The 24,070-nt window shown below is 59.9% G+C and carries 28 protein-coding genes and 1 pseudogene; 7 read left to right on the top strand and 22 right to left on the bottom strand.

Annotation, left to right across the window (positions count from 1 at the left end):
* A partial coding sequence (locus tag NJ75_RS19750) for an IS91 family transposase (RefSeq protein WP_039337624.1) occupies nucleotides 1-941 on the top strand: 941 nt, incomplete at its 5' end.
* Nucleotides 942-1,485: 544 nt separating this feature from the next.
* Here NJ75_RS19750 and NJ75_RS19745 read toward each other — a convergent pair.
* Together NJ75_RS19745 and NJ75_RS23915 are read right to left on the bottom strand one after the other, a co-directional pair.
* Nucleotides 1,486-1,755 (bottom strand): usg protein, encoded by a 270-nt coding sequence (locus NJ75_RS19745; RefSeq protein ID WP_039337609.1) that lies wholly within the window; start codon nucleotides 1,753-1,755, stop codon nucleotides 1,486-1,488.
* Nucleotides 1,752-1,985 carry a hypothetical protein gene (locus NJ75_RS23915; RefSeq protein ID WP_082013486.1) on the bottom strand — a complete coding sequence of 78 codons (234 nt, stop codon included), beginning with the start codon at nucleotides 1,983-1,985 and terminating at the stop codon, nucleotides 1,752-1,754. The genes NJ75_RS19745 and NJ75_RS23915 overlap by 4 nt, the downstream gene beginning before the upstream one ends.
* 262 nt (nucleotides 1,986-2,247) lie before the next feature.
* Here NJ75_RS23915 and NJ75_RS19735 point away from each other — a divergent pair, with 262 nt between their 5' ends.
* The 5 genes from NJ75_RS19735 to NJ75_RS19715 all read left to right on the top strand — a co-directional run bounded on the left by NJ75_RS19735 (nucleotide 2,248) and on the right by NJ75_RS19715 (nucleotide 5,914).
* Nucleotides 2,248-2,562, top strand: a complete 315-nt coding sequence (locus NJ75_RS19735; RefSeq protein ID WP_039337607.1) for a co-chaperone GroES — start codon at nucleotides 2,248-2,250, stop codon at nucleotides 2,560-2,562.
* Nucleotides 2,563-2,615: 53 nt separating this feature from the next.
* On the top strand, nucleotides 2,616-4,235 hold the full coding sequence (gene groL, locus NJ75_RS19730) for a chaperonin GroEL (protein WP_039337605.1): 1,620 nt from the start codon (nucleotides 2,616-2,618) through the stop codon (nucleotides 4,233-4,235).
* Nucleotides 4,236-4,392: 157 nt separating this feature from the next.
* Complete coding sequence (locus tag NJ75_RS19725) at nucleotides 4,393-4,584, top strand: DUF465 domain-containing protein (protein ID WP_039337623.1); 192 nt, start codon at nucleotides 4,393-4,395, stop codon at nucleotides 4,582-4,584.
* Nucleotides 4,585-4,836: 252 nt separating this feature from the next.
* A complete protein-coding gene (locus NJ75_RS19720) occupies nucleotides 4,837-5,313 on the top strand; it encodes an Hsp20 family protein (protein WP_174544617.1) in 477 nt (158 codons plus the stop codon).
* Between the two features lie 100 nt (nucleotides 5,314-5,413).
* The gene (locus NJ75_RS19715; protein ID WP_039337604.1) at nucleotides 5,414-5,914 is read left to right on the top strand and encodes an Hsp20/alpha crystallin family protein; all 501 of its coding nucleotides are present in this window, start codon (nucleotides 5,414-5,416) and stop codon (nucleotides 5,912-5,914) included.
* A 51-nt stretch (nucleotides 5,915-5,965) separates the two neighbouring features.
* Here the strand turns inward: NJ75_RS19715 and NJ75_RS19710 are convergent, their stop codons facing one another.
* Nucleotides 5,966-7,036, bottom strand: coding sequence for a S1C family serine protease (locus NJ75_RS19710; protein ID WP_236727203.1), 1,071 nt, complete (start codon nucleotides 7,034-7,036; stop codon nucleotides 5,966-5,968).
* Between the two features lie 293 nt (nucleotides 7,037-7,329).
* On the opposite strand from NJ75_RS19710, the gene NJ75_RS24495 reads away from it, so the two are divergent.
* Nucleotides 7,330-7,779 (top strand): hypothetical protein, encoded by a 450-nt coding sequence (locus NJ75_RS24495; RefSeq protein WP_156135876.1) that lies wholly within the window; start codon nucleotides 7,330-7,332, stop codon nucleotides 7,777-7,779.
* Nucleotides 7,780-7,984: 205 nt separating this feature from the next.
* On the opposite strand, the gene NJ75_RS19705 is transcribed toward NJ75_RS24495, so the two are convergent.
* The 19 genes and pseudogenes from NJ75_RS19705 to NJ75_RS19625 form a co-directional block, all read right to left on the bottom strand.
* Nucleotides 7,985-8,956, bottom strand: a complete 972-nt coding sequence (locus NJ75_RS19705) for a bile acid:sodium symporter family protein (protein WP_039337602.1) — start codon at nucleotides 8,954-8,956, stop codon at nucleotides 7,985-7,987.
* A gap of 59 nt (nucleotides 8,957-9,015) precedes the next feature.
* Complete coding sequence (locus tag NJ75_RS19700) at nucleotides 9,016-10,398, bottom strand: AtzE family amidohydrolase (RefSeq protein WP_236727202.1); 1,383 nt, start codon at nucleotides 10,396-10,398, stop codon at nucleotides 9,016-9,018.
* On the bottom strand, nucleotides 10,376-10,567 hold the full coding sequence (locus NJ75_RS24490) for a hypothetical protein (RefSeq protein WP_156135875.1): 192 nt from the start codon (nucleotides 10,565-10,567) through the stop codon (nucleotides 10,376-10,378). The genes NJ75_RS19700 and NJ75_RS24490 overlap by 23 nt, the downstream gene beginning before the upstream one ends.
* A 97-nt stretch (nucleotides 10,568-10,664) precedes the next feature.
* Nucleotides 10,665-11,498, bottom strand: coding sequence for an S-formylglutathione hydrolase (gene fghA / locus NJ75_RS19695; protein ID WP_039337600.1), 834 nt, complete (start codon nucleotides 11,496-11,498; stop codon nucleotides 10,665-10,667).
* 14 nt (nucleotides 11,499-11,512) lie between these two features.
* Nucleotides 11,513-11,911: a VOC family protein gene (locus NJ75_RS19690; RefSeq protein WP_039337598.1), complete on the bottom strand. Its 399-nt coding sequence runs from the start codon at nucleotides 11,909-11,911 to the stop codon at nucleotides 11,513-11,515.
* A 23-nt stretch (nucleotides 11,912-11,934) separates the two neighbouring features.
* Entirely contained in the window at nucleotides 11,935-13,047 is a 1,113-nt protein-coding gene (locus NJ75_RS19685; protein ID WP_039337596.1) for an S-(hydroxymethyl)glutathione dehydrogenase/class III alcohol dehydrogenase, read from the bottom strand.
* Nucleotides 13,048-13,078: 31 nt separating this feature from the next.
* On the bottom strand, nucleotides 13,079-13,408 hold the full coding sequence (gene uraH, locus NJ75_RS19680; protein WP_039337594.1) for a hydroxyisourate hydrolase: 330 nt from the start codon (nucleotides 13,406-13,408) through the stop codon (nucleotides 13,079-13,081).
* Complete coding sequence (locus NJ75_RS19675; protein ID WP_039337593.1) at nucleotides 13,405-14,610, bottom strand: urate hydroxylase PuuD; 1,206 nt, start codon at nucleotides 14,608-14,610, stop codon at nucleotides 13,405-13,407. The genes uraH and NJ75_RS19675 overlap by 4 nt, the downstream gene beginning before the upstream one ends.
* Nucleotides 14,607-15,047 (bottom strand): 2-oxo-4-hydroxy-4-carboxy-5-ureidoimidazoline decarboxylase, encoded by a 441-nt coding sequence (uraD, locus tag NJ75_RS19670; protein WP_039337592.1) that lies wholly within the window; start codon nucleotides 15,045-15,047, stop codon nucleotides 14,607-14,609. Before uraD ends, NJ75_RS19675 begins: the two co-directional genes overlap by 4 nt.
* Complete coding sequence (hpxZ, locus tag NJ75_RS19665; RefSeq protein WP_039337590.1) at nucleotides 15,044-15,424, bottom strand: oxalurate catabolism protein HpxZ; 381 nt, start codon at nucleotides 15,422-15,424, stop codon at nucleotides 15,044-15,046. The genes uraD and hpxZ overlap by 4 nt, the downstream gene beginning before the upstream one ends.
* Nucleotides 15,421-16,323: an allantoinase PuuE gene (puuE, locus tag NJ75_RS19660; RefSeq protein WP_039337589.1), complete on the bottom strand. Its 903-nt coding sequence runs from the start codon at nucleotides 16,321-16,323 to the stop codon at nucleotides 15,421-15,423. Before puuE ends, hpxZ begins: the two co-directional genes overlap by 4 nt.
* The gene (locus tag NJ75_RS19655; RefSeq protein WP_039337588.1) at nucleotides 16,320-17,561 is read right to left on the bottom strand and encodes a pyridoxal-phosphate-dependent aminotransferase family protein; all 1,242 of its coding nucleotides are present in this window, start codon (nucleotides 17,559-17,561) and stop codon (nucleotides 16,320-16,322) included. The genes puuE and NJ75_RS19655 overlap by 4 nt, the downstream gene beginning before the upstream one ends.
* A complete protein-coding gene (locus NJ75_RS19650; RefSeq protein ID WP_039337587.1) occupies nucleotides 17,548-18,798 on the bottom strand; it encodes an allantoate amidohydrolase in 1,251 nt (416 codons plus the stop codon). Before NJ75_RS19650 ends, NJ75_RS19655 begins: the two co-directional genes overlap by 14 nt.
* Nucleotides 18,792-20,402 (bottom strand): gamma-glutamyltransferase family protein, encoded by a 1,611-nt coding sequence (locus NJ75_RS19645; RefSeq protein ID WP_211257960.1) that lies wholly within the window; start codon nucleotides 20,400-20,402, stop codon nucleotides 18,792-18,794. Before NJ75_RS19645 ends, NJ75_RS19650 begins: the two co-directional genes overlap by 7 nt.
* A 164-nt stretch (nucleotides 20,403-20,566) precedes the next feature.
* Nucleotides 20,567-21,202 (bottom strand): hypothetical protein, encoded by a 636-nt coding sequence (locus NJ75_RS25205; protein ID WP_236727205.1) that lies wholly within the window; start codon nucleotides 21,200-21,202, stop codon nucleotides 20,567-20,569.
* 84 nt (nucleotides 21,203-21,286) lie between these two features.
* Nucleotides 21,287-21,634 (bottom strand): annotated as a pseudogene (locus NJ75_RS25200) (Rieske 2Fe-2S domain-containing protein); the annotation flags it as partial.
* A 2-nt stretch (nucleotides 21,635-21,636) separates the two neighbouring features.
* Nucleotides 21,637-22,023 carry a VOC family protein gene (locus NJ75_RS19635; protein WP_039337584.1) on the bottom strand — a complete coding sequence of 129 codons (387 nt, stop codon included), beginning with the start codon at nucleotides 22,021-22,023 and terminating at the stop codon, nucleotides 21,637-21,639.
* 12 nt (nucleotides 22,024-22,035) lie between these two features.
* The gene (locus NJ75_RS19630) at nucleotides 22,036-23,022 is read right to left on the bottom strand and encodes an isopenicillin N synthase family dioxygenase (RefSeq protein WP_236727201.1); all 987 of its coding nucleotides are present in this window, start codon (nucleotides 23,020-23,022) and stop codon (nucleotides 22,036-22,038) included.
* A gap of 14 nt (nucleotides 23,023-23,036) precedes the next feature.
* Entirely contained in the window at nucleotides 23,037-24,065 is a 1,029-nt protein-coding gene (locus NJ75_RS19625; RefSeq protein WP_052242671.1) for an isopenicillin N synthase family dioxygenase, read from the bottom strand.
* Nucleotides 24,066-24,070 lie beyond the last annotated feature (5 nt).

The following is a 24,070-nucleotide window of genomic DNA, read 5'->3' as shown; positions in this document are numbered from 1 at the left end:
CCGATCTGTTGCCGGTCGGCTACTTCCACGTCGTCTTCACGGTGCCTGCCGAGATCGCCGACATCGCCTGGCAGAACAAGGCGGTGGTCTATGACCTGCTGTTCCGCGCCGCTGCGGACACGATGCTGACCATCGCGGCCGATCCCAAGCACCTCGGCACGCGGGTTGGGATCACTGCTGTCTTGCACACGTGGGGATCGGCGCTGACCCACCACCCGCATGTGCACATGATCGTACTTGGCGGCGGCATCGCGCTCGACGGCACGCGGTGGGTCTCGTCACGCCCCGCCTTCCTGTTACCGGTGCGCGTGCTGGGCGCGTTATTCCGCCGCCTGTTCCTCACTCGCCTGTTGGCATTGTTCGATGCCGGCAAGCTCGTCTTCTTAAGCACCTTGGCGGGCCTAGCGATACGCAAGGCCTTCCTGCGGCATCTGTCCCCGATCCGGAAGAAGCGCTGGGTGGTCTATGCCAAGCCGCCCTTTGCCGGGCCGCAGGCGGTGCTGGCCTATCTCTCCCGCTACACGCACCGCGTTGCCATCTCGAACCGGCGGCTCATCGGCTTCGACGAGACCGGCGTGACGTTCCGCTACAAGGATTACCGCCGCGATGGCGCCGAACGCCAGCAGGTCATGACGCTGGCCACCGACGAGTTCATCCGCCGCTTTCTGATCCACGTCCTGCCGCGCGGCTTCCACCGCATCCGGCATTACGGCCTACTTGCCAGTTCAACCCACAAGGAGGCCATGGCGCTGGCCCGCAGGCTGCTTGGCGTCGCCGCGCAGATTGAAGAGACCGACACCGAACCCGACGAACCGACCGATCATCGCCCGCCATGCCCATGTTGCGGCGGGCACATGACCATCATCGAAACGTTCGCCCGCTGGTGCCAGCCCCGCGCTCCGCCGCAATCGGCACCACCGATCCGAAAGAACACGCCATGATCCGGCATGGCTTACCCTGCATGATGGCCGTGAACGTTACGCCTCGGCCCATGGGGATACGTGTGTCGATGCCGCCAGCCCAGCCAGAACCGAGCTCATTGCCAACACGAACAGTGGCGCTTCGAGCACAATGGCCATCTGACTTCCATGCTGTTCCGTCCATCACGGACTGGCTGATAGGCTTGTTTCAGTCGCCCCAATCCACGCCAAAGCCCTTTTACCCATAGACCTGTGCGAGCCTCACCGCGGGTCGTACTTGTAAGACTTTCGTACGCCTGCCGGCGCCCGAAACCCTTCGACCTAGCCGTCGTTCCCGAGTTCCGTGCTGAGTGTCCGGTCTTACCCAGAGCCGACGCTCAGCGATCTTCTGATGGAACTCGCACGGCCTCCGTAACTGTTCTGGGAACCTAACTGGCAGCTTCCCGAGCAAAGAAGGCGGAAAACTGCCAGTTAGGCAAGGCTGGATTTACCAGAAGGCTTGAGAGTCCGCATTTCAGTCTACGAATGGCGGATCGGAGCCTGGCTACCAGATTACGAGGCAAAATTACTCCCACGAGATCACGCCGTCCGCCGAACGCCAGTTCGCCGGTCGGAGCATTTTCTCGTGAGCGATACGGACTGACCTTATCTCCACCTGGATCTCGCGCCGCCAATGGTCGAGGAAATCGAACAGTACTGGAAAATCCGGTGCTGCGTCATATTCCTGCCAGGCGAAGATTTGCAGGAGCGAGGGGTGATCCGGCATGTAATAGCAGATTTCAGCCGTGGTCAGCCCGTATCCTTCCATCTGAACCAGAAACGCACGATCTGTCATTGCAGCGTGGGTTGGCTGTCGGGGCCATCGAGCGAGCGAAGTGCCGCAAACACATCGTCAACGGGAACCGGACGTTTGAGTCCGGGGGGCTTGCGCAATGCAGGGTGATTTTCGACGGAATGCCGATCCGAAGCCCACGACGCCAGGATTGCTCGCTTCACTTCGGGCTCAAGGGCTGGGTGATGCGCTACATCGAAGGGATGAAGGTAGCGTGAGAAAGGTTGCGACATAGGAACATCCTCCTTTCTGCCTTGCCGCTTGTTACTCACTGCAGATTTCTCCGCCGGGTGAATTTTGGGAGTCTGTTTTCCGCCGTCAAGACCCTCATAACATGCACAAACAAGGAGATTGGCAGTCGCCATCGATGGGTGCCAAAAAATTTGATTTGGTCTTCTTGAAGCCGTTTTCGGCAAAACTAGATCGCGCAATGCCTCCTGCCGATCACCCGGGGGAGGAGCTGTAAGTCATTTCGCTTTGTAATGGAGGTTATGCATGCATTTCCGACCTTTGCACGATCGTGTGCTGGTTCGCCGTATCGAGGCCGAAGAGAAGACGGCCGGCGGCATTATCATTCCTGACTCCGCCAAGGAAAAGCCGATGGAAGGCGAAGTTGTCACCGTCGGTCCCGGCGCGCGTGACGACACCGGGAAGCTGGTGGAACTCGCAGTCAAAGCTGGCGACCGCGTCCTGTTCGGCAAGTGGTCCGGCACCGAAGTGCGGATCAATGGCGAGGACCTCCTCATCATGAAAGAGAGCGACATTCTCGGCATCATCGAAGCCACCGCCGAACTCAAGAAGGCGGCGTAAGCACCCAACCCAATCTTCAGTTCAATCGAAAGAAGAGAAAGGAGCAGGCCAGAATGGCTGCGAAGGAAGTAAAATTTGCGTCGGATGCGCGTGATCGCATGCTCCGCGGCGTGGATACGCTTGCAAATGCGGTCAAGGTAACCCTCGGCCCCAAGGGCCGCAACGTGGTGATCGAGAAGAGCTTTGGCGCCCCTCGCATCACCAAGGATGGCGTCACCGTCGCCAAAGAAATCGAGCTCAAGGACAAGTTCGAGAACATGGGCGCGCAGATGCTGCGCGAAGTCGCCAGCAAGCAGAACGACAAGGCGGGTGACGGCACGACCACCGCCACCGTTCTGGCCCAAGCCATCGTGCGCGAAGGTGCCAAGGCGGTTGCTGCCGGCATGAACCCGATGGACCTGAAGCGCGGTATCGACCTCGCCGTCGGAACCGTGGTCAAGGACCTCGAAAGCCATGCCAAGAAGGTGTCGGCCAACAGCGAGATCGCGCAGGTCGCAACCATTTCCGCCAATGGCGACGAAACCGTCGGCCGCATCCTTGCCGAAGCGATGGAGAAGGTCGGCAATGAAGGCGTGATCACGGTCGAGGAAGCTAAGAGCCTCGAGACAGAGCTCGAAACGGTCGAGGGCATGCAGTTCGACCGCGGCTACCTCTCGCCCTATTTCGTGACCAATGCCGAAAAGCTGAAGGTGGAACTCGAGGATCCGTACATCCTCATTCACGAGAAGAAGCTGTCGAACCTGCAGGCGCTGATCCCGCTGCTCGAACAGGTCGTGCAGTCGGGCAAGCCGTTGCTGATCATCGCGGAGGACGTCGAAGGCGAAGCCCTTGCTACCCTTGTGGTCAACAAGTTGCGCGGTGGCCTGAAGGTCGCGGCCGTCAAGGCACCGGGCTTCGGCGATCGCCGCAAAGCCATGCTGGAGGATATTGCCATCCTTACCGCCGGCAATGTGGTCAGCGAGGAACTTGGTACGAAGCTCGAGAACGTCACGATCGGCATGCTCGGCCGGGCCAAGAAGGTCATCATCGACAAGGACAACACTACCATTGTCGATGGTGCCGGCAACAAGGCCGACATCGACGCCCGGGTCAGCCAGATTCGTGCCCAGATCGAGACCACGACCAGCGACTACGACCGCGAAAAGCTGCAGGAACGCGTGGCGAAGCTGGCTGGCGGCGTCGCCGTCATCCGTGTCGGTGGTGCCACCGAGGTCGAGGTCAAGGAGCGCAAGGACCGCGTCGACGATGCGCTGCACGCGACCCGTGCCGCTGTCGAGGAAGGCATCCTGCCGGGTGGCGGTATCGCCCTGCTGCGTGCGCTCAAGTCGCTCGAAGGGCTCAAGGCCGCCAATGACGACCAGCAGTCGGGTATCGACATCGTGCGCCGCGCGCTCCGCGCACCGGCTCGCCAGATCGCCGAAAATGCGGGCGAGGACGGTGCCTATATCGTTGGCAAGCTGCTCGAAGGTGACGATTACAACCACGGCTTCAACGCCGCGACCGGCGAATACGAAGACCTGGTGAAGTCGGGCGTAATCGATCCGGCGAAGGTCGTTCGCACGGCGCTGCAGGATGCAGCTTCAGTCGCCTCGCTGCTGATCACCACCGAGGCATTGGTGGCGGAACTGCCTAAGGACAACGCGCCTGCCCCGATGCCGGCGATGGACTTCTAATCGCGAGAGGAGAGCGCGGTATCGTACCGCGCTCTCCAATCCGCGAACACCAGGCAGTTAGCAATGCCAGTTCGGCACCTGCTCACGCGGCCTGACACCGGGCAGGTTCTGAACGGGGCTTAACGGATCAATCGGTCGAATGAGAGAGGAGGAGTCTATGGCCGACAGGTATCTGGAGTATCTTTCACGCGAACATGCACGGCTGGAGGATAAAATCCGGCAGGAAAGCAAACGACCCCGGCCTGACGAAGTTTTGATTGCCCGCCTTAAGAAGTTGAAACTGGCGCTCAAGGACCAGATGCAATCCTGGGCTGGCACTCGCCCGAGTCCCGATCGGCTGACCGCGTAAAAAGGGGCTGGGCTTACTCATTTTTTCTCCTGGAAGAGGACCAGGCGTGCCTGTGTCGGTGCGCCTGGTCCTTGTTTGCAAGATACTGAAAGAACGATTGAAAAAACTTTTTCGGGAAATCTTGAAACCGATTGAGCGGCTTCTAAGTCTATCAGTGCCGGATGCCATAATGGGTCCGGCTGGACAGAGGGCGTCGGCTCTTGGTTCCCGGCGTCTCTCATGCCCAGATTGCTCAACAAGGAGGATTTGGAAATGAGAACTGCATTTGATTTGACCCCCTATCGCCGCTCGACCGTCGGCTTTGATCGCCTGTTCGATGCGCTCGAAAACAGCTTCCGCGCCGAGTCGCAGGACAGCTATCCGCCGTTCGACATCGTTCGCACCGGCGAAGACAGCTACCGGATCACCCTTGCGGTGGCCGGATTCCGTCCAGACGAGATCGACATCACCGCACAGCAAAACCAGCTCGTTATCACTGGTCAGAAGACCGAAAAGGACGAGGAAGGTGTCGAGATCGTGCATCGCGGTATCGCGGCCCGCGCGTTCGAGCGCCGGTTCCAGCTAGCCGATTATGTCGAGGTGCGCGAGGCCAGCTATGAACACGGCATGTTGACGATCTCGCTCAAGCGGATCGTCCCGGAATCGCTCAAGCCGCGCAAGATCTCCATCGGAAGCCGCGAGCATGTCAACGACGACACGCCCCAGCTGACCGAAGACAAGGCGGCCTAAGCCGCAATAATCGAGCAAATGCTCGGCGGGGTGGGTGTGCGCACCTGCCTCGCTTGATGGGCTGTGCCCCAACCAGTCGGATGAAAGGAGGAATGTCGAGATGGCTATTCGCGATCTCATTCCCTGGAAGATCCAGGGCCAGGACATCGTTCCCCGGCAGGAGGAGCGGGTCGATCATCCGGTGATGTCGCTTCACCGGGATATCAATCGCTTGTTCGACGATATTTTTCGCGGGTTTTCCATGCCCTCGCTGCCGTCCATCGGACGCAGCATTGGCTGGCCGCGTGTGGAGTTGTCGGAGAACGACAAGGAAATCCGTGTCATGGCCGAACTGCCGGGCATGGAGGAAAAAGACATCGAAATCAGCCTAGACGATCATCAACTGGTGATCCGGGGTGAGAAGAAGTCCGAAACCAGCGACGACGAACGCGGCTATTCCGAACGCAGCTACGGCCGCTTCGAGCGCCGCATCGGTCTTCCCTCGCAGATTGACGAAGACAAGGTCGAGGCCGCTTTCCGCAACGGTGTTCTGACCGTTAGAATTCCGCGTACCTCAGAAGCGGCAAAAGGCCGCAAGACGATCCCGATCAACGCCAGTTAATGGCAGCCAAGAGGGCCGGTCCTGCCCATGGGACCGGCCCTTCTTTGTGCATCAACTTCCCGGTTCGAGCTCGAGCCTGACCTTTCGCTCTGCACCGCCACGCATCAGCGTCAGTTCAACGCTTTGTCCGACACGAAAGTCGTCAAGGCGGGCGAGCAGGTCGCCGACCCGGGAAACGGGTTCGCCGTTTAGAGTGGTAACGATGTCCCCGGGAGCCACGCCCCTCCTCGTGCGCTGCGCCGCAACCAGTCCGGCGCGCTCTGCCACCGACCCGGGATCAACTTGCAGCACAAACACACCCTCGATCCCCGAAGCACGCTTGAGCCGATCGTTGATGTCGTCATCGCTTTCGATCCCAAGGCTCGGCCGTGTATAGCGCCCCTCTGAAATGAGCTGCGGCACTACACGCATGACCGTGTCGACCGGAACGGCAAAACCGATGCCTGCCGATGCCCCAGAGGGACTGTAGATCGCAGTATTGATCCCGATCAGCCGGCCAGCGGAATCGAGCAGCGGACCACCCGAATTGCCCGGATTGATTGCGGCGTCCGTCTGGATCAGGTGCCGGATGTCGGGGCCATTTTCATTTGGTAGCGAACGATCCAGTGCCGAGACGATGCCCTTGGTAAGTGTCCAGTCCAGGCCGAACGGGTTACCGATTGCGAAGACATTCTGCCCTACCTGTAGGTCGCTGCTGGTACCGATGGGTACCCGCGCGGGCGCAGTGAAGCCTGCACCTCCTATCTTCAGAACGGCAAGGTCGTGTTGCGGACTCACGCCCACGAGACTTGCGGAGAACTGGCGGCCGTCGGCCAGCTGGATTTGCGCTTCGGACGCCCCATCGATAACATGGAAATTGGTAACAATGTGGCCGGCCTTATCCCACACGAGACCCGAGCCGGATCCGCGCGGCACGCTGTAGACGTTGCGTGTCCAGAAATCGGCAACCCGCTGCCGGGTGGAAATGAATACAACTGACTCACGCGCATTGCGAAACAGGTCGATAGTAGCGCGCTCATCTGCGCCAAGGTCGCCACGCGCAGTAACGACGCGCGGTTCGACGACCGGGGCCGACTGCTTGAAGAGCAACGAGGCTGTGGCAGCTAGAAGCAGAGCGTTCATGATGATCAAAACAAGCACCCACGCGCGCGAATTTGACATCGGCTTTGTCAATGTGTGCCTCATCACGGATAAGTAGCGCCGGTTTGGCCAAGATCAACGTAATGGGTCTCGATTGATCAATCGACAATCATTTCGGCAGTTTTCAGCCCAAACTGTAGATCGTATGGGACGTCTGAAATCGGGGCGCCTTCCTGGAGGTCTATTTCTGAACGTGCCTTCGGCCGCATATGTCAGGAGCAGACATGCGCGGTAGCTGACCTGGACGACCGGCTTTTGGTCAGCAGCTACCGCTGATGCTGACACATCCTAATGGCCGCTATGCCGTTTTCGCGGCGCTTAACCTGCCTGGCAGGATCGTCCAGCGAAGCAGTCGTCAAGAATTAGGCCGATTTGCCAAGTTAAGAGCATCTTCGGGCCAAATTGCATCCGCTCAAATGCGTTATCGCTGCCTCAAGCATTGGGGGTATTGGCCGTTAGAGATGCTTGCTGGCGATACCCCCAAAATACCCCCACAGACCGCTTCCGAGCAGCCAGCGTCCGAAACGGAAAAATCCTATAATGCAGCAATTTCAGAGACTAAGTCATTGATCAATAAATGGGAAATCGCTCCGTTCGAGTCCCACTCTTATTCAAGATTTCGACGTATTTTCAACATGTTACGGATGTTGGTAGCGGAGGAGGGATATTTTGCGATCGTCTATCAAATTGTTTTTGCTATGTTTATTGCAATATCAAGCCGCTAATACCCCCAATGATACCCCCAAACCGGGACATTTGCGGTAGCCTGACCCGGGGACGCGACGAGGCAGGTTTGGCCTGTTCGCCACCGCTATTTTCGAGCTTTTTCGCATTGAGCGGTATCAGCGTTCTGCCCCAAGATGCTCTCAGCGACTCACGAGTTTGATCGGGCGCTCGCCAGGGCTGTTGCACCATGCTGCTCGCAAGCAACTATTTCGTCTCCTCGCACTGTGAACCATACCTTCGCGCCAACACTGCACAGACCATAAGCTGAACTTGATGAAAAAGCATGAGCGGAAGAATGATGGCCCCGACTTGCGCTGCTGGAAAAAGTACGCCCGCCATCGGGACACCGCTCGCAAGGCTCTTCTTTGATCCACAGAACTGTAGGACTATCGAATCTCCCCTGTCGAAATGAAGACGCGCTGCAATGACACGGGTTAGCATAAGCAAGAATGAGAGCATCGCGATCGACGCCACGGCCATCGTCAGCATGTCTTCGGCAGAGACGCGCCGCCATATGCCCTCTACAACAGCTGCGCTGAATGCAGAGTAGACGACGAGAAGAATGGAACTCCGGTCGATTATCGTCAGCAGCCTCTTCTGCCGACTAACCCAAGCACCGATCCAGGGACGTATGAAATGCCCAACCAGGAAAGGAATCAGCAGCTGCAAAACAACAGTCTGCATGGCATCGAATGACACCCCGCCTTGCTTGCCTGTGATGAGAAGAGCGACGAGAACGGGAGTGATAAAGATGCCGGCAAGGTTGGAGAAGGAGGCACTGCACACCGCTCCCGCAACGTTACCGCGAGCCATCGCGGTAAAAGCGATAGAAGATTGAACCGTAGAGGGCAACAAAGTGAGAAACAGTAAACCCTTCGCTAGATCCGGAGATATAATATGAATTGACGATACTATAATGCCAATAATGGGGAATATGATATATGTCACAGCCCCCACGGCGGCATGCAAACGCCAATGCTTTACGCCATTTAGTACCGCCTCCCTCGATAGACGCGCACCGTGCATAAAAAATAACATTACTATACCGATATTTGCACAGTAACTTACTATATTTGCAAACAAGCCGCGTGCGGGCAACGTGGAAGCCAAAGCAACCATCCCAACAAGGAGAACTATGTACGTATCAATATTCAATCGAGACAGAAGGGCTTTCATTTCAAGATCCTCGGTGGGCAATTTGCGAATTGCACCACGATTAATATTTTGCGGTCGCGTTAAGAACTTGTGGCCGCGGGCCAGGCAGATGGTGGACAAGGAAGTCTTGAAGCAACCAATCCGCGCTCCGATAGCGCTTCCGCATAGCTCAAGAGCGCCCGATCGCTGCCCTTCCGGCCTATCAGCTGAACACCACACGGAAGGTCGGCCACAGGCAGCGGAGCCGCAACCACCGGCAAGCCTAGGAAGCTGATGGGTTGAGTGTACAGCCCTAGATTGGCACGAGCAGACTGCATCCTCCCGTCAATCGAAACGAATGGATCGTCTATGAGAGGCGCTGGTCCATATGTAGACGGGGCTATCAGCACGTCAAACTCGTTGAACAATTTCTCGACATGGATCGAGAACTCATCTCTGAACCCAAGGGCTTCGCGGTAAACATCTTCAGAGAGCGCCGCCCCAGCTATAAGCCTATCTCTCGTATTCCGGTCATAACCCATGGCGTCTGTTGCGAGAGTAGGGCGATGGAGTTGCCCACCCTCGTATGCCGTGATCAAGAAGGCTGCCGAGCGCGCACGTTGAACGTCGGGCAGCGTCACAGTCGGAGCATCAAGCTCAACCTGGAGGCACTTCAGCTGTTCGGCCATCTCTTTAGCGAGGTTCCTTTGGAACCACCCTCCCAAGATGGCGCTGCGTCCGGAAAACGGAACCTCTGCAGCGTCACCCCGGAGCACTGCATCGACCGCTTTTAGGTCAGTCGCATCCTTGGCGAAAATGCCGATGTCATCAAGACTGTGCACGAAGGGATAGACCCCTTCCATCGGCAACGAGCCATGCGTTGGCTTGGTGCCGAATATCCCACATAGACTGGCAGGGATCCGAATGGAGCCGTTCGTGTCGGACCCCAGAGAGAATGCTAGCGCGCCAGCCGCAACTATGGCAGCGGATCCCCCGGAGGAACCACCGGCGAAATGATCGAGAGCGTGCGGATTGCGGGTGACGCCCCATGTCGCATTATCAGTTACGAATCCGTAGGCAAACTCGTCCATGTTAAGCGTCGCGACCAGGACAGCGCCTGCCTTACGCAGCAACGAAACGGCAATGGCATCACTTACGGCAGACGGCGCACTTCGAAGCCGGTCCGAGCCTGCGGTAGTCGGCAGGCCGCGCAGATCGAATAGGTCTTTTACTCCGTACGGGACTCCGGCCAAAGGCCCGGGGTCCTCGCCCGCAGCTACCTTGGCGTCGACCGCCACCGCCTCGGCGATAGCGCGCTCCCGCAATTCGCGGGTCGCAGCATTTATATGCGGGTTAACACGAGCCACTGCGTCTAGAGCTGCGACTGCGACAGATTGCGCAGTCATCCTACCCGATCTAACGTGGTGGGCGATGCCAACCACGCCCATCGAAGCAAGTTGATCAATCATCTTGAAGGCCGACAAGCGTGTCGTAGTGGCTTTGCAGCAGGCGGGCGTTCAACGCGACTCCACTGATGCATTCGGGCGGAAAACTAAATTCCACACGCCGTTGTATTTCTTCAGCAATAGACAGCCCGTCGGCGGAAATTCCGCCGAACAACGACAGGACCTCTTGATTAATGCGATCAGTCACGAGCCACCTGTTCAATCCAAACTTTTGAGAGGTTGTGTTAAGCGAACACTCACGTTCGCGAGAAGCGGTACTCTCGCTTCAGCCTCGCGGCATGGCTTCATATCAAGGCCTTTGCGTGCCAGGCCACGTGCTCGGTCATGTAGCTCGAGATGAAATAATATGAGTGGTCATAACCCGGCTGAATCCGGATCGTGGCCGGCTGGCCCGCAGTCTCGCAAGCCTTGATCAGGAGTTCGGTTCTCAATTGTTCGGCCAGAAAATTGTCAGCACCGCCCTGGTCGACCAAAAGGTCGGGCAGGCGAGCCCCATCCTCGATCAGGGCGCAGGCATCGTACTGGCGCCAATTGGTACGGTCCGCGCCGATGTAGCCGGTCAGCGCCTTGTCACCCCATGGGCAGTTCAGTGGGCTAACGATCGGTGCAAAGGCGCTGACCGAGCGGAAGCGTCCGGGATTGCGCAGTGCAATAGTCAGCGCCCCGTGGCCACCCATCGAATGGCCCGTGATACCTTGGCGGGTCATGTCGGCCATAGGGAACTCTGAGGCGACCAGCGCAGGAAGTTCCGTCTCGATGTACGAACGCATGCGGTAGTTCGTGGCCCACGGCTCCTCCGCTGCATCGACGTAAAAGCCCGCGCCCTTGCCGAAATCATAGCCTTCGGCATCGGGCACGGCGTCTCCGCGCGGGCTGGTGTCCGGTGCGACGAAGATGATTCCGTGCTTGGCGCAGGCCGCGCGGTATTCGCCCTTCTCGGTCACGTTGGCGTGGGTGCAGGTCAACCCCGACAGATACCACAGCACCGGCAGCTTCACCCCCGGCGCATGATCCGGCACGAAGACCGAGAAGGTCATCGGCGTACCGGTCTCCCTGGAGTCGTGAGTATAGACCCCCTGCGTACCACCGTAGCTGCGGTTGGTGCTGACCTGTTCCATGTGCGCGTGATCCGTCAGACGAAGGTGTAGGAGCAGATCTTGTTGCCGGCGGGATCGCGAAGATAGGCAGCATAGGCGCCCGGCAGGTGGCTGCGCGCGCCCGGCGCACCTTCGCAGGTCCCGCCCGCGGCAAGGCCTGCCGCGTGGAAGGCATCGACGTTGGCCGGCGAGGCCGCGGCAAAGCCCAGCGTTACGCCGTTGCCCGAGGGAGCTTCGCCGTTGCCCGGCTTCAGCACGAGAAATGCAGGCTTGGTCTTGCCATAGAGCACGATCGTCTCTCCGAACGGCCCCATATTCTTAACCCCAAGCGGAGCGAGGGCCGCATCGTAGAATGCGGTCGATGTAGCAAGATCGCTGGCGCCAAGGCAGACATGCGAGAAGACGTCATCGCCAGAAATCACTGGATCAGCCATTGTAGTTTCCCTCCGTTGTTGAATCAGAACACCACGACCGAACGTATCGACTTGCCGGCGTGCATCAGGTCGAACGCGGTGTTGATTTCCTCGAGGCCCATGACGTGGGTGATCATCGGGTCGATCTCGATCTTGCCGGTCATGTACATGTCGACGATCTTCGGCACATCTGTGCGGCCCTTGGCGCCGCCGAACGCGGTGCCGCGCCAGTTTCGCCCGGTCACGAGCTGGAATGGACGGGTATCGATAGTCTTTCCGGCCTCGGCCACGCCGATGATGATCGAGGTGCCCCAGCCACGGTGGCAGGCTTCAAGTGCGGTGCGCATCACTTCGGTGTTGCCGGTGGCATCGAAGCTGTAGTCGGCGCCGCCGTCGGTCATCGTGACGACCTTGGCGACGACGTCCTCGCGGCTCATTCCCTTGGAGTTGAGGAAGTCGGTCATGCCGAACTTGCGGCCCCATTCCTCGCGGTCCGGATTGATGTCGACGCCGATGATCTTGCCCGCCCCGGCAAGGCGCGCACCCTGGATCACGTTGAGCCCGATGCCGCCGAGGCCGAAGACGACGACATTGTCGCCCACCTGGACCTTTGCAGTGTTGATCACCGCGCCGACGCCGGTGGTGACGCCGCAGCCGATGTAGCAAGAGGTCTTGAACGGCGCGTCCTCGCGGATCTTCGCCACCGCGATCTCCGGAAGGACGGTGAAGTTCGAGAAGGTGCTGCAGCCCATGTAGTGGAACACGGTCTGGCCCTTGTAGGAGAAGCGGCTGGTGCCATCGGGCATCAAGCCCTGCCCCTGCGTCGCGCGGATCGCGGTGCACAGGTTGGTTTTGCCCGAAAGGCAGCTTTTGCACTGGCGGCATTCGGGCGTGTAGAGCGGGATCACGTGATCGCCGGGCTTGACCGAGGTGACGCCTGGACCGACTTCGCGAACCACGCCTGCGCCTTCATGGCCGAGCACGCTGGGGAAGATGCCTTCGCTGTCGAAGCCATCGAGCGTATAAGCGTCGGTGTGGCACACGCCCGTCGCCATGATCTCGACCAGAACCTCTCCGGCCTTGGGACCTTCGAGATCGAGTTCGACGATCTCCAAAGGCTGCTTCGCCTCAAATGCAACGGCAGCGCGTGTCTTCATGTGAAATAATCCTCTTTGGAAGGCTGGACATTCAGCTGCCCCGGTAGGTCGAATAAGCGAAGGGCGAGACGAGCAGCGGCACGTGGTAATGTCCCGCATCCGCCATGCCGAAGGCGATCCGCACCTTGTCGAGGAACGGCGGATCGGACAGCGCGACGCCAGCGCCTACGAAGTAGGCTGCAACGTCGAACGTCAGGGCGTAGCGGCCCGGCGGCAGCTCGGGCATGCCGGGGCAGCGACCGTCGGAATTGGTCTCGCCTGTGAACAACGCGACGCCGAACGCATCCTCCAAGCACAGCCTCACCGCCGCAGCCGGACGGCCATGCATCGTGTCCAGGACATGGGTTGAAAGCGTGCTCATTGCGGGGCTCCCGCCGCGATCCAGCGGCCGATGGCGTCGCGTTCGGCGCGCGTGATGCCAGTCGCGTTACCGAGTGGCATGATCTCGCTGTCGACGGTGACCTTCTTCACGCGGGGCGCATAGATGCGCGCATGCTCGTAGCTGTCGAGTTCGACCCCCAGCGGTGGCGCGGTGAACGCCGCATTGCTCGGATGTTCGACGTGGCAGGAGATGCAGTGCTTTGTGAAGATCGGCTGGACGCTGGCATAGCTGGCGGGGGCTGCATCCGCCTCGACCGCCTTCGCCTTCGCCTCCGCCGGCAGAGTCAGCTTCTCGGCCGAAACGTAGGTCACCATGACCAGAGCCATTGCGCCTGCCACCAGCATCGCCTGGCCGGTCGGCGCGCCACGATGACGCAGATTGAAGACGTGGCGCACGGCGACGCCGGTGAGCCCGACCAACGCCAGCACCAGCCACGGCCGGGCGGCGCCGTAGGTCATCGCATAATGGTGGCTGATCATGATGAACAGCACCGGCAGCGTCATGTAATTGTTGTGGAGCGAGCGCTGCTTGGCCGCCTTGCCCAAGGCCGGATCTGGTTCGCGGCCCGCGATCAGAGCGGCGACAACCTTGCGCTGGTTGGGAATGATCACGAAGAACACGTTGCCGACCATCGCCGTACCCATGATCGCGCCGACGTGCAGATAGGCCCCGCGTGCATTGAACACCGAATTGAGGAACCACGCGGCAAACAGCAGGAAGGCGAACCAGACAACGCCCACCACGCGATTGTCCTTGCCAAGCGGCGAACGGCACAGGACGTCGTAGAACCCCCAGCCCGCTGCGAGCGAGAACAGCCCGAGCATGATCGCATCCGACGCGTTCAGGCTGGACTTGGCCGGATCGAGCAGGAAGCTTGACGCGCCGACGTAGTAAACCAGCACCAGCAGCGAAAAGCCGGTGATCCAAGTGGTATAGGCCTCCCATTTGAACCAGTGCAGGTCTTCCGGCATTTGGGCCGGCGCGACCTGATACTTCTGCTTGTGGTAGAAGCCGCCGCCGTGGACGGACCAGACTTCGCCGGACGCGTCCCCCTGCTTGGGCGCCACGAGGTGGTTGTCGAGCCAGACGAAGTAGAACGACGAGCCGATCCACGCGATGCCGGCGGTCAGATGGAACCACCGGATGGCAAGGTTCAGCCATTCGAGCAGGTCGAAGGTCATGCCTGATCCTCCAGCCGAAGGCGGACGATCTCGCCGATCTGGGCGATCGCGGTGACAATCTCGGTTTCGCGGTCGTTGCGTAGGCGCTGCTCCATCGCGGCCAGAATGCCCGCCTTGTCGGTCAGGCGGACGCAGATGATGAAGGGGAAATCGAAGCGTTCGCGATAGGCGGCGTTCAGCGCGTGAAACCGGGCAAACTCCGCCTCGCTCAGCCGATCTAGCCCGGCGCTCGCCTGCTCGGCGGCGGATGCGGCGGTCAAGGTGCGGTCAATCGCCGCCTTGCCGGCGAGCTCCGGGTGCGCGCGGATCAGCGCAAGCTGTTCATCGGCCGAGGCGGCGTGGACCACCGCCATCAGATCGGCGTGCCGGTGTCCGGTCGCCGGCAGCGCGTCGGCGCGCGCTTCGACCCAGGGGCTATGCTCGAACAATGCAGTCACGAGGTCACTCCTTCGAGGCTGACGTGGGCGGAAACGACCTTCCAGCCGTCTTCGAACTTGACCCATGCCTGTGACTGCCGTCCGCGCCGCTCGGCGCCCTCGCGGAAGAACTCGGCATCGGCCGTGGCAAAACGGTCGCCGTAGACGGTGATCGCGACGTGGCCGAGCCGGCGCTGGGGCGATCCGCCACGGCCTTTGCGGAAATCGCGGATCGCCTCGATCCCCCAGAGCACTTCGCCCACGCCGAACCGGTTGGTCGTCGGCGCATCGTGGAACAGCGCGTCCATCGCGGCGATGTCGTCGGCCATCAGCGCGGCTTCATAGGCGTGGAACGCCGCGGTCACTTCGGCAAGGAGGGCAGGATCGTCAATTGTCATGCTGGGCCTCCCACATAGGGGTGCCGGTCGATCCAATGCCGCGCGACGTCGATCCGGCGTGCGATCCAGGCATCGCCGCTGGCCATCACGTGATCAACGAAGCGCGCGACGGCGCGCGCGCGCGCGGGGCGACCGGCGATGCGGCCGTGGAGCCCGATGGACATCATCCGCCCACCTTCCGCGCGCAGCTGCTCGAACGTGTCGCGTAAGTAGCGGAAGAACTGTTCCCCTTCGGTGAAGCCGTTAAGCGCGACCATTTTCATGTCGTTGGCGTCGAGCGAATAGGGCACGATCAGCTGCGGCTTGCCGTGGCGCGTATCCCAGTAAGGCACGTCATCTGCGTAGCTGTCGGCATCGTAGAGGAAGCCGCCTTCCTCTACGACGAGGCGGGCGGTCTGCGGCGATGTGCGCCCCTGATACCAGCCGAGCGGACGGCTTCCCGTGACCTGGCTGTGCACTTCGATAGCGCTGGCGATATGTTCGCGCTCGATGTCTTCGGGCACGTACTGGTAGTCGATCCAGCGATAGCCGTGGCTGGCGATCTCCCAATCGGCTGCAAGCATCGCGTCGACCGCGGCGGGGTTCATCTCCAATGCTGCAGCCACACCGAATACCGTCACCGGCACGCGGCGTTCGGCGAACAGGCGATGCAGGCGCCAGAAGCCGGCGCGGCTGCCATATTCGTAGAGACTCTCCATCGCCATCGCGCGCGCCGGGTGAGAGCCTGCACCGACCATGTCTGACAGGAACGCTTCGGAGCCTTTGTCACCGTTAAGCACGGAGTTTTCCGCGCCTTCTTCGTAGTTGATCACGAACTGCACGGCCACCCGCGCGTCGCCGGGCCATGCTGCCTCGGGCGGCGTCGGGCCATAGCCGACGAGATCACGCAGGGCCGTCATTCCGCCTCCCACGTCGCCAGCGCCGCAGGGACCGCTTCACCGAGCGGCAGCATGAAGCCTTGCGCTTTCAAGCAGGCTTCGAGCGCGCCCAATGTCAGCAGCACCTTGTGCTTCATTGCGTTGTAGCCCATCGCGCCTAGCCGCCAGATCTTGCCCTGCAGCGGTCCAAAGGCGGTGCCGATCTCGATCTCGAAGTGTTCACGCATTGTCGTGCGCACCGCTTCGCCATCGATCCCTTCTGGGATGTACACGCCGGTGACGTTGGTCATGCGGTGTGCATCATCGCCGAACACGCGAAGACCCATTGCACGCAAGCCTGCGGTCATCGCCGCGCCTGCCTTGCGGTGCCGGGCGAAACGCGCATCCAGCCCCTCGCCTAACGCCACCCGCGCGCATTCTCGCGCGGCATATAGCATCGATGTCGCCTCGGTATGATGGTTCAGTCGCTTGTCGGACCAGTAGTCAATGATCATCGCCAGATCGAAGTAGTTCGACGCGATCCGTGGGCCTGCCCCGTCGACGATGTCCGCGCGGCGGATGCCCTGTTCGACGTGCCGCCTTGCGAAAATGCGCTCTGCCGCACGGTCTGAAATCGTGATCGGTGCCGATCCCGACGGGCCGCCGAGGCACTTCTGCAGGCCACCCGTCACCACATCGACGCCCCAGCGATCCGCCGCGATTTCCATACCGCCGAGCGTAGCCGTTGCATCGACATATACAGTGGCCCCCGCCGCCTGGCACAGCGAGCCTAGCCCTTCGAGCGGCTGAGCCATGGTGGTGGAGGTATCGCCATGCACCGTCGCCACCACCTTGGGGCCAACCCGTTCGATCGCATCGGCAATCGCCTCGAGCGGCACGACTTGGCCCCACGGCGCGCTTATCGTCTCGATCTTGGCGCCGAGGCGCGTGAGGATTTCGGTAAGGAGCAGGCCGAAGCGTCCGAAATTGACCACGAGCACGGTGTCGCCAGGCTCGACGAGGCTGACCAGCGATGCCTCGATCGCTGCGCGGGCGGTGCCGTCGATCAGCATGGTCCACTGGTTCTGCGTCCCGAACACCGGGCGGTAGAGCGCCATGACCTGGTTCATGAACTCGGTCATTTCGGGATCGAACTGGCCGAGCAGGTCAGCCGACATGGCGCGCAGAACGCGCGGGTGAGCGTTCACTGGGCCCGGCCCCATGAGCAGGCGCTGCGGCGGGTCAATCTCGCCAAAAAGAAGGGCATCAAGCTCTGTCATGGTTCGCTCCCAAGCGTTCGACAAAGCCGAGCATCGCCACCAACGCTGCTTCGGCATCCGCAGGGTCGACATGTTCGGCAGGGTTGTGACTGACGCCGCCTCTGCAGCGTATGAACAACATTACAGTGGGGCAGATGGCAGCCATCACCATTGCGTCGTGGCCGGCACCGGATACGAGCCGGAATGGCGCGCATCCTGCTGCCGCGCTGGCCTCGTCCATCAATCTCATCAAATGAGGATCACACGGGCTCGCGGGGAGATCATGGACCAGTTCAATCTCGATTTCGAGATTGCGGCCAGCAGCAAGGTCGCTGAGTTGCCCCAGGATCAACCGGGCGGCTTCATCTCTGCGATCTTGATCGCCGCTGCGAATGTCCAGGGAAAACGAGACTTCACCGCAGATCACATTGGGCGCGCCCGGGCGCGCTTCGATCCGACCGACTGTCGCCACCAGCGCGGATGCGGCTGCGGAGGCAGTCTGTTCGACCGCAAGGATCATCGCCGCGGCGCCGGCCAAGGCATCTTTGCGCAGGCCCATCGCGGTGGTCCCGGCATGGCCCGCAGTACCCCGAACCTTGACGGCATAACGTAACTGAGCTGCGATACCAGTTACCGTGCCGATTGCGATGTCATTTGCTTCGAGGACCGGGCCTTGTTCAATGTGGGCCTCCAGGTAGGCAAGCACAGTCCCGGGCCGTTTGGCAGCGTCCAAATAGGCCGACAGTTCTACGCCGGCATCTAGCAACCGGACTCCTTCGGCATCAGCAACGTCGAGTTGGGCTGGCTGGAGCGTACCTGCAACTGCCCGGCTGGTCAGCATGGCAGCGGGGAATCGGGAGCCCTCTTCGTCACCGAATGCGTAGACCTCGATCGGAAACGGCATCCTGCGACCCGCGGCAGAAAGCGCCGCGACAACCTCGACACCAAGCATGATGCCCAATGGTCCATCAAAACAACCTGCGTCACGCACGCTGTCGAGGTGGCTACCGATTATCAAGCATGGCGCTTCGGGATCGCTTCCCTCATATCGGCCCACGAGATTGGCAGCAGGGTCGACATGAACTGTCATGCCCGCCTCTTCCATCCATTCACGCACCCGCGTTTGTGACGCCCAGTAGGCTGGCGTGAGGTATCCGCGGTACAGCGCATCCTCGAGGTCCGAATAAGGCGCACGTCCGAGAAGGATGCAGCGACCAACGGCACGCGCCCCGCCTCCGCCAGTAGATGGGTTCAACATGCTGCAGCCATTCCATCGCATCGGGGGTCACTCGCCCCTTCAAGGTTTCCATGTGCCTCGCGCATGATCGCACCGGCATGGCCCATCATCGAATTCGCCGAAGCGACGACCTCAACGTCGTGTCCAGCCGCAGCGAGGTCCTGGTAGAGTTCGGGCGGAAATCCTTCTTCAAGCTTGAGTGTGGTGCTGTTCTCACCCCAGGTTCGTCCCAGCAACCAGCGCGGCCGCGCCACGGCTTCACCCAGCGGCACGTTGTAACGCGCCACACGCGACCAAATGGCTGCTTGTGTCTGCGGCTGGCCTTCGCCGCCCATGGTTCCGTACACCATGGTGCGGCCGTCATCGAAACGGCACACTGCAGGGTTCAGCGTGTGAAAGGGCTTCCGGCCAGGCTTGAGAGCATTCCAACCCGACGCGGCCAACCGAAAGCTGGCGCCTCGATTTTGCCAAGTTATTCCCGTTCGCGGCAGTACCAAGCCGGAGCCGAACTCAAAATAGGTCGATTGGATGCACGAGACCATGCAGCCATCCCTATCGGCGACCCCAAACCAGACCGTGTCGCCTTCTTGCGACGGATAAGGCCACGGTAGCGCGCGGTTGGGGTCGATACGTGACGCCATTGCGTCAAGTCGGTCAGAACTGGACAGAAGCTCCTGAGGACTTGCGTCCATCCATTCAGGATCACCGCAATGCTCATCGCGCCATAGAAACGCCTGTTTTGTCGCTTCGACCAGTCCGTGGACATGTGCGAAGCTTTCTGCGGACCCGGTCCCAAGGCGATCAGAGAGAGCCAGTATCAGAAGTGAGGCGATGCCCTGCGTAGGCGGACGGTGGTTGTACAGGGTGGCTCCGGCAACTCGTGTCGAGAGTGGAGCACACTGTTCGGCATGGTGCGAAGCGAGGTCAGTTGCGCTTACGGGGCTGCCCAAAGCTGCCAGGTCATGGGCGATATCATCGGCAAGCGCTCCCCGATAGAAGCTGTCCAGACCTTCAGCGGATAACCGGCGCAACGTGTTGGCCAGGGCTGGTTGCCTCAGGATTTCACCTTCCTGCAGCGGCCGACCCTGCGGCTCATAGATTTCCGCATAACTGCCGGGCTGGATGCGCAGCTCATCGCTTTTGGTTCGAGCATTTGCGGCGCCGCCCGAGGTGATCCTAACCCCGGACTCTGCATGGTGGATTGCCGCAGAAAGCAGATTTGAGAGCGGCATATTGCCAGCAGCGCAAGTAAGCGCAGCGCCCCAACCCGAGATGGCCCCCGCGACAGTGTTTGCAGCAAGTGGCCCCCGCCAAGGAACCTGCTCAAGTCCCCGATATAAATCGAGTGTCGCTTGCTGCGCGGATCGACCGCAAGCATCGATCGCGACCACCCTCCCGTCAGGATGCGCGATCAGCCAAAAGCCGTCTCCCCCAATCGAATTCATGTGCGGGTATACAACTGCAATTGTTGCCGCGACAGCGACAGCTGCCTCGATTGCGTTGCCCCCATCCCGCAGCACCGCCCTTCCCGCCTCAGCAGCGAGAAAATGAGGAGCCACAACCATGCCGTCGCGCGAAGTCGCGACCAAGCTCCGTTCGGCGAAGGTACATTGCGTTCGATACATGGAGGTCGCCTTTCCCGCTTAATTTGCCGCACAGTAGCGAGCGCAAAAAGAACCGATTGACGGACACCCTGATGCCAATTTGAGGACAGCAGACCCTAGGCAAAAAGGAGGCGGCACCGATCTGGTGCCGCCAAAGGGTGGAATTTCGATCTTGTGCGTTGCTCTCAGCCTGTAAGACCAAGTTCTCGAAGCGCTCTACGGTATGCAACAGACGACCGATCCGCCGCAAAATGCGCCTCCTGCTCGGTGTCGAGAGGAAGGTCCTCTGGACATTGAGCCTCAACTATTGCCTGGTCCTCCGCGAAGATCTGCGCGTTGAAGGCGTAAACATCCTCCAGGGACCCCGTCGTGTCGAAATTCCGTACGAGCGGCACATACAGGACAGTTTCGCGTGCTGAAGCGGGGCTCGCAACATTCATGATCCGCAACTTGCCATCTTCTGGAAAATGGACCGTGAGAATGGCCATGAAAGGCGGGTATACGTCGAACACGCGTCGCCATGTGAATCCTTCAGGCTCTCGGTGACGAAGTGCCTTGGGCAAATTGCTGACGTTGCTTATGTACTCACTTTGGAAACCGTACTCCGTGGTACGCGTGCTGTAGAGAGGAACAACGCTGTTGTCGCGATCAGCGAAAGCTTTGTCGTGCACCCATGCAAAGTGGGCGACATCGATGAAACCTTCTATCTGTCTTCCTGGCGCAGCTTGCATCGGAACCGGAGGGCAGGTTATCTGCTGAAAACCTGCGTCGTCCCACTCGGGGAATGCCGTAATCTTCGGCAAGCCATCGACCGAGTCCAAGCAAGTCCAGACAAGGCCGTATCGCTCTACGGAAGGAAGGACCGACGCACGAAACCGATCCGAGGGCACCACACTGGGTTGTGCTGGGATCCGAGTGCACTTGCCATCCGATGCAAATCTCAACCCGTGATAGGGACAGACGATTTCATCGTGCTCTACCCAGCCCATGCTCAGTGGAACCCCGCGATGAGGGCACAGGTCACGCGCTACAACGATCCGGTCACTCGTGCGGTAGACAACCAGTTTAACGTCCAGCAGCTTCGTCTGGACCGGTTGCTCACCCAAGTCTTCCGATCTCGCGACCGGGAACCAGTGAGCCGCAAGAATTTCCCAGTCGCCCTCGGGATAACTACATTCCCTCGGTCGCGAGAGCCGAGCCCAATAGGGCGTGTCGCTGCTTGCGCGAGGCGCCAAAGCGGTAACCTGTCCCATCGTCATTCTCCGCGAAAGTTGATGCGGAAAGCATTGCCATCAGGGTCGCGAAGCACGGACTGGAACCAACCATAGTAGGTCGCAAACGGCTCCTTTATGGAGGTGGCCCCGAGTTCGAGTGCTTTTTCGGTCAACGCACGAACCTCGTCCTGGCTCTCGACGTCGAAGGTTTGCAGCACGCGATCGCCCGGCACCGTCTGAGCGTTCAGGCCCAGCAGAGGGTATGCGCCGGGACCGCTGAACCCCAATGACGTTCCACCCGCGACAAAACCGCGAAAGATGGGCGAGCGGCTTTCCTCGATCTCGTCTAGGCTGAACAGATGACTGTAGAAGTCCGCCAGCCGATCGATGTCATCGGTAAAAATGTTGGTGTAGCTAAGGGTTGCCATATGCGAGCTCCGTCAGGCGGCCAGGCCATAAGTTTTACGATACATGTCGGCGATGTGACCGCCGACGGTTGTCGGCGGAAAATCAGGTTTGCCGTTCTCAGGCATCAGGCTAGGCACGCACTTGACTTCGTAAAAGTAATTGGGATCGAAGAAGGTAGGGACCGAATACCGATCAACGCCGCTATGATTATTCAGAACGCGGTGCATATTGGAACGGTACAATCCATTGGTCAGCACTCGAACCATTTCGCCTAGATTGACGACGAATGTTCCGGGAATAGGCGGAGCAGCAATCCAATCGCCGTCCGCATTTTCAACCTCGAGGCCTCCTACACTATCCTGGAGGAGAATGGTGATCATACCCCAGTCGGTGTGGGCACCCGCCCCTATCTGGTTGAAGGCGGCGTTTTCGGGTTGAGGCGCATATTTCAGCAGCCGTCCGTTGAACAGCGGCTCCACGAGGCCTTCGTCGAAGTAATCTTCCGGCATGTCGAGAGAAAGAGCGAGCAGGCGGTGTATGTGGCGACCTACGCGGAACATCTCTTCGATGTATGCTTCATATGTTGCACGGAAACCCTCCGGCTTGTCCGGCCACTGATTGGAACCACAATTTGGTACCCCAGCGACAACATAGGGGTGGTCTGACGCCAGGTCGTTTCCGATCAGAAACCCTTCCTTGAGATCGGGCGGAGAGCCATCATCAAGTGTTTGCAATCCCGGGGCTTCGTACCCACGAGTGCAGTTGGATTTTGCGACGTCGACTTTGTGCTTCTCGGCGAGCGGAAGATCGAAAAAGGCTTTTGCAAGAGCCAGCTGGCCGTCCAGCATCTCCTGCGGCACGCCATGGTTTTCGATGTAGAAAAAACCTGTGTCCACGGCCGCCTTGTGCAATTCCCAGGCTACGCCCTTGCGAGCCTGCAGGTCGCCGGAAAAGCTCGGCCCTAGATCAATCAACGGGATGGATTCGGCCGCTTTCGGAGGAGTATAAATAATCATCATGCCTTCTCCCGATTTCAGGCTGCCTCGATTTGGGTGAACTTTGGCGTATCGTTCATCTGGTTCATCTTCATGTCCAGGTGATCAATCGAAGTTGTCGGAGCATATTTAGGCGCACTGCGAGTTGCGCAGGTCGGAATACATTCGATGGGCGCGTCATAATTCGGCTGGTGGAAAAAGACCAAGCTTTGACGCCGACTGCCTACTCCCAGCTCGCGGGAAGGATTTACAACGCGGTGCATGGTCGAGACCCACTCGTCATTGGTCCACTGCGCCATGAGGTCGCCGAGATTGACGATGTACGCTCCGGGGACGATTGGCACCGGCACCCATCGACCGTCCTTGGTTTGCACCTCAAGGCCACCGGGCTTGTCCTCAGTCTTCAGGAGCGTCAGGCCTCCGTAATCAGTATGCGCACCTGCCCGGAGCTGGCCCAGCTCGAGTTCTTCGGGTTGATCGGGATAATTGGTTACAACCATGTTGGTTATGTGCTTGTCGTACTTGTCGACAAACCAATCCGGCGAGAGTTCAAGGGCGCGTGCGCAAAGCTCCATGAGGAGGTTCCCAAGGCGCTCCATTTCCTTGTAATAGGCCATCAAAGCCGGCTTAAACTCAGGAACATCCGCCTCAGGCCAGATATTTTCTTTGAATATCCGATGCGCTGTTTCCGTCTGATAGTACGGATCGCCGGAATTTATTTCGAAGCGGCCGAAGTTGAAGTACTCTCGGTGATCCGGCTTGGCCTGTTTGTCGCCGATGGTGGCTGCGAGATTTCCCGTTTCCATGCCAAAGTAGCCCCGATAGATCTCGGGATCACCGGACCGATAAGCAGCTTTGCGCTCTGGTGGCAGATCAAAAAACCGGCGCGACGCAGCAGAAGCCGCCTCGATGACCGCCTCGGAAACGCCATGACCTGAGATGACCAGGAACCCGATGCTGCGAGCGGCGGCGCCAACCTTGTCGGCAACTGCCTGCTTTCCCGATTCTGAGCCGCTCACCGCAGCAGAGATGTCGATCACCGGGACGGGATTACCATCAAACTTCATTTCAA

The sequence above is a fragment of the Novosphingobium subterraneum genome (assembly GCF_000807925.1).
GTDB lineage: Bacteria > Pseudomonadota > Alphaproteobacteria > Sphingomonadales > Sphingomonadaceae > Novosphingobium > Novosphingobium subterraneum.
This window is presented reverse-complemented; position numbering and strand designations above follow the sequence as displayed.

Bases quoted from the DNA above. Each gene is read 5' to 3' on its own strand.
- NJ75_RS19745 (WP_039337609.1), bottom strand. From the start codon at position 1,755: ATGACAGATCGTGCGTTTCTGGTTCAGATGGAAGGATACGGGCTGACC.
- NJ75_RS23915 (WP_082013486.1), bottom strand. From the start codon at position 1,985: ATGTCGCAACCTTTCTCACGCTACCTTCATCCCTTCGATGTAGCGCAT.
- NJ75_RS19735 (WP_039337607.1), top strand. From the start codon at position 2,248: ATGCATTTCCGACCTTTGCACGATCGTGTGCTGGTTCGCCGTATCGAG.
- groL (WP_039337605.1), top strand. From the start codon at position 2,616: ATGGCTGCGAAGGAAGTAAAATTTGCGTCGGATGCGCGTGATCGCATG.
- NJ75_RS19725 (WP_039337623.1), top strand. From the start codon at position 4,393: ATGGCCGACAGGTATCTGGAGTATCTTTCACGCGAACATGCACGGCTG.
- NJ75_RS19720 (WP_174544617.1), top strand. From the start codon at position 4,837: ATGAGAACTGCATTTGATTTGACCCCCTATCGCCGCTCGACCGTCGGC.
- NJ75_RS19715 (WP_039337604.1), top strand. From the start codon at position 5,414: ATGGCTATTCGCGATCTCATTCCCTGGAAGATCCAGGGCCAGGACATC.
- NJ75_RS19710 (WP_236727203.1), bottom strand. From the start codon at position 7,036: ATGAACGCTCTGCTTCTAGCTGCCACAGCCTCGTTGCTCTTCAAGCAG.
- NJ75_RS24495 (WP_156135876.1), top strand. From the start codon at position 7,330: ATGCTGACACATCCTAATGGCCGCTATGCCGTTTTCGCGGCGCTTAAC.
- NJ75_RS19705 (WP_039337602.1), bottom strand. From the start codon at position 8,956: ATGAAAGCCCTTCTGTCTCGATTGAATATTGATACGTACATAGTTCTC.
- fghA (WP_039337600.1), bottom strand. From the start codon at position 11,498: ATGGAACAGGTCAGCACCAACCGCAGCTACGGTGGTACGCAGGGGGTC.
- NJ75_RS19690 (WP_039337598.1), bottom strand. From the start codon at position 11,911: ATGGCTGATCCAGTGATTTCTGGCGATGACGTCTTCTCGCATGTCTGC.
- NJ75_RS19685 (WP_039337596.1), bottom strand. From the start codon at position 13,047: ATGAAGACACGCGCTGCCGTTGCATTTGAGGCGAAGCAGCCTTTGGAG.
- uraH (WP_039337594.1), bottom strand. From the start codon at position 13,408: ATGAGCACGCTTTCAACCCATGTCCTGGACACGATGCATGGCCGTCCG.
- NJ75_RS19675 (WP_039337593.1), bottom strand. From the start codon at position 14,610: ATGACCTTCGACCTGCTCGAATGGCTGAACCTTGCCATCCGGTGGTTC.
- hpxZ (WP_039337590.1), bottom strand. From the start codon at position 15,424: ATGACAATTGACGATCCTGCCCTCCTTGCCGAAGTGACCGCGGCGTTC.
- puuE (WP_039337589.1), bottom strand. From the start codon at position 16,323: ATGACGGCCCTGCGTGATCTCGTCGGCTATGGCCCGACGCCGCCCGAG.
- NJ75_RS19655 (WP_039337588.1), bottom strand. From the start codon at position 17,561: ATGACAGAGCTTGATGCCCTTCTTTTTGGCGAGATTGACCCGCCGCAG.
- NJ75_RS19650 (WP_039337587.1), bottom strand. From the start codon at position 18,798: ATGTTGAACCCATCTACTGGCGGAGGCGGGGCGCGTGCCGTTGGTCGC.
- NJ75_RS19645 (WP_211257960.1), bottom strand. From the start codon at position 20,402: ATGTATCGAACGCAATGTACCTTCGCCGAACGGAGCTTGGTCGCGACT.
- NJ75_RS19635 (WP_039337584.1), bottom strand. From the start codon at position 22,023: ATGGCAACCCTTAGCTACACCAACATTTTTACCGATGACATCGATCGG.
- NJ75_RS19630 (WP_236727201.1), bottom strand. From the start codon at position 23,022: ATGATGATTATTTATACTCCTCCGAAAGCGGCCGAATCCATCCCGTTG.
- NJ75_RS19625 (WP_052242671.1), bottom strand. From the start codon at position 24,065: ATGAAGTTTGATGGTAATCCCGTCCCGGTGATCGACATCTCTGCTGCG.